This window comes from Mesorhizobium sp. M7A.F.Ca.US.005.03.2.1 (genome assembly GCF_003997795.1).
Taxonomy (GTDB): domain Bacteria; phylum Pseudomonadota; class Alphaproteobacteria; order Rhizobiales; family Rhizobiaceae; genus Mesorhizobium; species Mesorhizobium ciceri.
This window is the reverse complement of record NZ_RZRP01000488.1, coordinates 1-4,780: the sequence shown is the minus strand read 5'-3', so window position 1 is coordinate 4,780 and position 4,780 is coordinate 1. Positions and strand designations below refer to the sequence as shown.

5 protein-coding genes are annotated in these 4,780 nt (G+C 62.5%); all 5 read left to right on the top strand.

All coding sequences use genetic code 11. The features are described from left to right. The coding region (locus EN991_RS23735) for a BA14K family protein (RefSeq protein ID WP_164769337.1) at positions 1-301 on the top strand (301 nt) is incomplete at its 5' end. 52 nt (positions 302-353) lie between these two features. Beyond that, positions 354-800 carry a VOC family protein gene (locus EN991_RS23730; protein ID WP_127369667.1) on the top strand — a complete coding sequence of 149 codons (447 nt, stop codon included), beginning with the start codon at positions 354-356 and terminating at the stop codon, positions 798-800. Positions 801-1,219: 419 nt separating this feature from the next. Further along, a complete protein-coding gene (locus EN991_RS23725; protein ID WP_127369666.1) occupies positions 1,220-3,217 on the top strand; it encodes a conjugal transfer protein TraG in 1,998 nt (665 codons plus the stop codon). A 53-nt stretch (positions 3,218-3,270) separates the two neighbouring features. Then, positions 3,271-3,672: a CopG family transcriptional regulator gene (locus tag EN991_RS23720; RefSeq protein ID WP_127369669.1), complete on the top strand. Its 402-nt coding sequence runs from the start codon at positions 3,271-3,273 to the stop codon at positions 3,670-3,672. Positions 3,673-3,886: 214 nt separating this feature from the next. Then, on the top strand, positions 3,887-4,780 hold an 894-nt coding region (trbB, locus tag EN991_RS23715; protein ID WP_127369668.1), incomplete at its 3' end, for a P-type conjugative transfer ATPase TrbB.

Sequence of the window (4,780 nt, the reverse complement as noted above, 5' to 3'; positions counted from 1 at the left end):
GGTCTGGTTTCAGCGCGGTTTCTACGTCGTCGGCGGCGGATACTACTACAATGGCTATCGCGGCTATGTCCGCGTGCGGCCAGGTTATCGCTATTACAACGGCTACTGGTTCCCCGCCGCTGCCTTTGCCGCCGGTGTCGCGGCGGCGACCGTCGCACCGGTAGCGCCAAGTCCGGCGGTCCGATTGGAAGCAGCGCATGTGCGTTGGTGTTACGAGCGCTACGTCTCCTACCGCGCCTGGGACAACACCTACCAGCCCTATAATGGCCCTCGCCAACAATGTTGGTCGCCCTATAGTTGAAGGCTCTTCGCTGAGAGCCTTCAATCCTTTCAAGGCAGCATAGGAGATGACCATGATCGAAAATCGCTCGATGCCCACGAGCACGGTCATACCGGTGCTTTCGTATCCTGATGTCGAGACGGCCAGCCAATGGCTTTGCGAGGCCTTCGGCTTCGAAATACGGCTGATGATCGGCAATCACCGTGCCCAGCTCGGCTTCGCAGACGGCGCCGTCGTCGTCACAGAATTGAAGTCTGGAGGATTGACGCGGACAGGTGGGCCATTCGCAGTGATGGTACGCGTCGAGGATGTCGACGCGCACCACAGGCGAGCCGCGCGGCATGGCGCAGCTATTCTCAGCAGGCCAACGAGCCATCCCTATGGCGAGCGTCAATATTCCTGCCGTGACCTCGCCGGCCACAATTGGACCTTTTCACAGTCGTTTGCTGATGTAGCACCCCGGGAATGGGGTGCAATCGTCGTGGCGGGATCACCAAACGGACCAGATGTGGAGAGCTGATACCGGCCCCTTACAACGGCAGTCCACCAGCTTTTGGATTGCGACGGCGCTACGCCTTTGGCAATGGACAAGACTAAACGCGTCATGCAAGCGGCTACAGTTTGACGACCCTTCCGATTCCTATCGTGAACACCACGCCCACGCTAAACTGGATGCCCGCAATCGAAGATTGCTGCCAGAAGCTGTCGGTCTGCTTGCGGTTCCGTTGTAGTCATTCCGAAACTCCCGTCATGGCGACGCACACACCAGACGGCATAGGTGTCTGCGCAATCACTTCTCGATCAGTAGGAATGGCCCCGCACACTGCACGTCCGTTTAGGTCGGGCTACGCCGCGGTTCGGTAATCTGTCTTGAGTTCTTGCCTATGCGGAAATTCGATATTTCTGTAGATTCCCGATCCTCTGCCAGAGAGATGAGACGTGCCGGCGACCAGGATATTGTGGGGGCAGCTTCTTGCCGTGCTTCTGATCGTGCTCGTCACTATGTGGGTCGCGACGCAGTGGGCCGCGTGGCGTCTTGGTTTCCAGCCTGAACTCGGTGATCCGTGGTTCGAGCTTGCCGGCCAGTCCATCTATCCGCCGCCGGCCTTTTTCTGGTGGTGGTTTTTCTACGATGCCTATGCGCCAGAGATTTTTCTAGAGGGTGCACTGCTCGCGTCGAGCGGCAGCTTTATCGCGATCGCTGTGGCCATCGGCATGTCGGTATGGCGGGCCCGTGAGGCGAAGAACGCCGCCACATATGGTTCGGCGCGGTGGGCGACCGGCAAGGAGATCCAAGCCGCTGGGTTGATCGGTCCGGATGGGGTGGTGCTTGGAAAGCTGGACGGCGACTATCTCCGCCAAGACGGCCCAGAACACGTTTTGTGCTTCGCGCCGACCCGAAGTGGCAAGGGTGTTGGCCTTGTCGTTCCGTCTCTGCTGACATGGCCCGGCAGCGCGATTGTCCACGACATCAAAGGAGAAAACTGGGAACTGACCGCCGGGTGGCGAGCGCGCTTTGGCCGCATCCTGCTCTTCGATCCGACCAATGAGTCATCTGCTGCCTACAACCCTTTGCTGGAAGTGAGGCGTGGCGAATGGGAGGTCCGCGACGTGCAGAACGTCGCCGACGTGCTGGTTGATCCCGAGGGCTCACTGGAACGCAGAAACCATTGGGAGAAGACCAGCCACGCGCTGCTGGTCGGTGCCATCCTGCACGTTCTCTATGCCGAAACGGACAAGACGCTTGCCGGAGTTGCCAACTTCCTCTCGGACCCGCAACGGCCGATCGAAACGACATTGCGCACCATGATGCTGACGCGGCATTTCGGGGAGGGCGGCCCGCATCCGGTCGTGGCGTCGGCAGCTCGCGAGCTGCTCAACAAGTCGGAGAATGAACGCTCCGGCGTGCTCTCGACGGCCATGAGCTTTCTGGGTCTCTACCGCGATCCGGTGGTGGCGAAGGTGACGTCTCGCTGCGACTGGCGTATCGCTGATCTGGCCGAGGACGAGCGGCCAGCGACACTCTATCTTGTCGTGCCGCCCTCCGACATCAGCCGTACCAAGCCGCTCATCCGGCTCGTGCTGAACCAGATCGGGCGAAGGCTGACGGAAGACCTTCATGCGAAGGATCGACGGCATCGTCTGCTTATGATGCTCGACGAGTTTCCGGCGCTCGGCCGGCTCGATTTCTTCGAAAGTGCGCTCGCCTTCATGGCGGGCTATGGCATCAAGTCTTTCCTGATTGCCCAGTCGCTCAACCAGATCGAAAAAGCCTACGGTCCGAACAACTCCATCCTGGACAACTGCCATGTGCGGGTGAGCTTTGCCACCAATGACGAGCGCACGGCCCGGCGCGTCTCCGACTCACTCGGCACGGGAACCGAGATGCGGGCCATGAAAAACTATGCCGGGCACAGATTGTCGCCCTGGCTCGGGCATCTGATGGTCTCGCGGCAGGAGACCGCGCGGGCCCTGATGACGCCCGGCGAGATCATGCAGCTTCCGCCGACCGATGCCATCATCATGGTCTCGGGCCTGTTCCCCATCCGGGCGAACAAAGTGCGCTATTTCGCCGATCCACGCCTGGCCGGGCGTGTCCTGTCGCCACCGAAGCCGGAAACGATCTCAGGGACATCGCGCCCGGATGACTGGACCGGCACAACAGTCCCAGCGGTGCCGGAAGGCAATCCTGCCCAATCCGGGCACTCTGCGGATGCGCAGGATGAGGATCCGGCAAATGGCGGCATCCGCCGTCAGCCGGAACTTCCCGAGCAGGAGGACATTGCGCCTTTGCAAACGGCACAGCACAACGACGAGTTCGAGCTGGACCGCGACGAACTCGATGATGACGCGCTGCGTCGACGCGCGGTCGATCAGGCCATGCGGCGTGCTGCGCGGCAGGCCGCCCTCGATCCCGATGACGGCATCGGGCTTTGAACGTGAAGGACGCGAAGAAACGACGGCTTTCGGCCTATCTCGATCCCGACGTCATGAACGCGCTTGCCGACTATTCGGCACGCCGCGATGTGTCGCTGTCGCTGATCGCCGAGGCCGCGATCGCCTCGTTCCTGTCACCGGATGCCGAGGAGCGGAAGGAGGCAGCTGTCACCAGGCGCCTCGACCAGATCGACCGGCGGGTACAGCGAGTCGAGCGCGATGTCGGCATTGCCATCGAAACATTGGCGCTGTTCGTCCGCTTCTGGCTCAACTCGACCCCGGCATTGCCGGAATCCGCGCAGGCCGAAGCCCGCGCGAAAGGCCTGCAGCGGTACGACGCGTTCGTTGACGCGCTTGGCCGCAGGCTGAGCAAGGGACCAAAGCTCAGACAGGAAATCGCTGATGATGTCCCGCCGGCGTCGCCGGCCGACGCGGACGATTCCCCGTTGGGATAGATAGTGGCGGCAAGCTGGCGAGATCGCCGCACCGCATTCCGCAAGTCTCTGCACGCCGCGTTGCGATGGACCGTTTTGCCTGTTGCAAGGCTACTGTTCATGCCTCTTCTAATCATCCCCGACCGCGGCACGAGCAGGCTCGCCGCAGTGAACGGGGATCATCGTGGCAGGCAGTCATCATTCTGGCAGGGAAGCGGTGTCGCGCGGCGCGCGTATGCTGCGCACGGCGCTTGGGCCGGCCATAGCCCGCTTCCTCGAAGCTCCTGATATCGTCGAGGTGATGCTGAACCCGGACGGACGCCTCTGGGTCGACCGGCTGAGGGAAGGGCTCTGCGCCACCGATGAACTGCTGGTCGCGGCCGACGGCGAGCGCATCATCCGCCTGGTCGCCCACCATGTCGGCGCCGAAGTGCATGCGGGTGCGCCGCGCGTGTCGGCCGAACTGCCCGGAACCGGCGAACGTTTCGAGGGCCTGCTGCCGCCTGTCGTCGCGGCACCAACGTTCGCAATTCGAAAGCCCGCCGTCGCCGTGTTCGCGCTCGAGGATTACGTCACCGCCGGCATCATGACTGGGTGCCAGGCTGAGGTGCTGCGGCTTGCCGTCGAAAGAAGGAAAAACGTGCTGGTCGCAGGCGGAACGTCGACCGGCAAGACGACTCTGGTCAACGCGCTGTTGGCGGAGGTGGCTAAAACCGCTGACCGCGTCGTGTTGATCGAGGACACGCGCGAACTGCAGTGTGCCGCGCCAAATCTGGTTGCGTTGCGCACAAAGGACGGTCTCGCCTCCCTGTCCGATCTGGTGAAGTCGTCGTTGCGGCTTCGCCCCGACCGCATCCCGATTGGCGAAGTGCGCGGCGCCGAGGCACTTGATCTGCTGAAAGCCTGGGGCACCGGCCACCCCGGCGGCATCGGCACCATCCATGCCAGTTCCGCCCTTGGCACACTGCGCCGTCTCGAGCAGCTCATTCAGGAGGCCGTCGTCGTGGTCCCACGCGCGCTCATTGCCGAAACCATCGACCTCATCGCGGTCCTTGCTGGCCGGGGCGCTGGGCGTCGCCTCGTGGAGATCGCCTGGGTGGAAGGGCTGGATCCCGACACCGGCGATTAC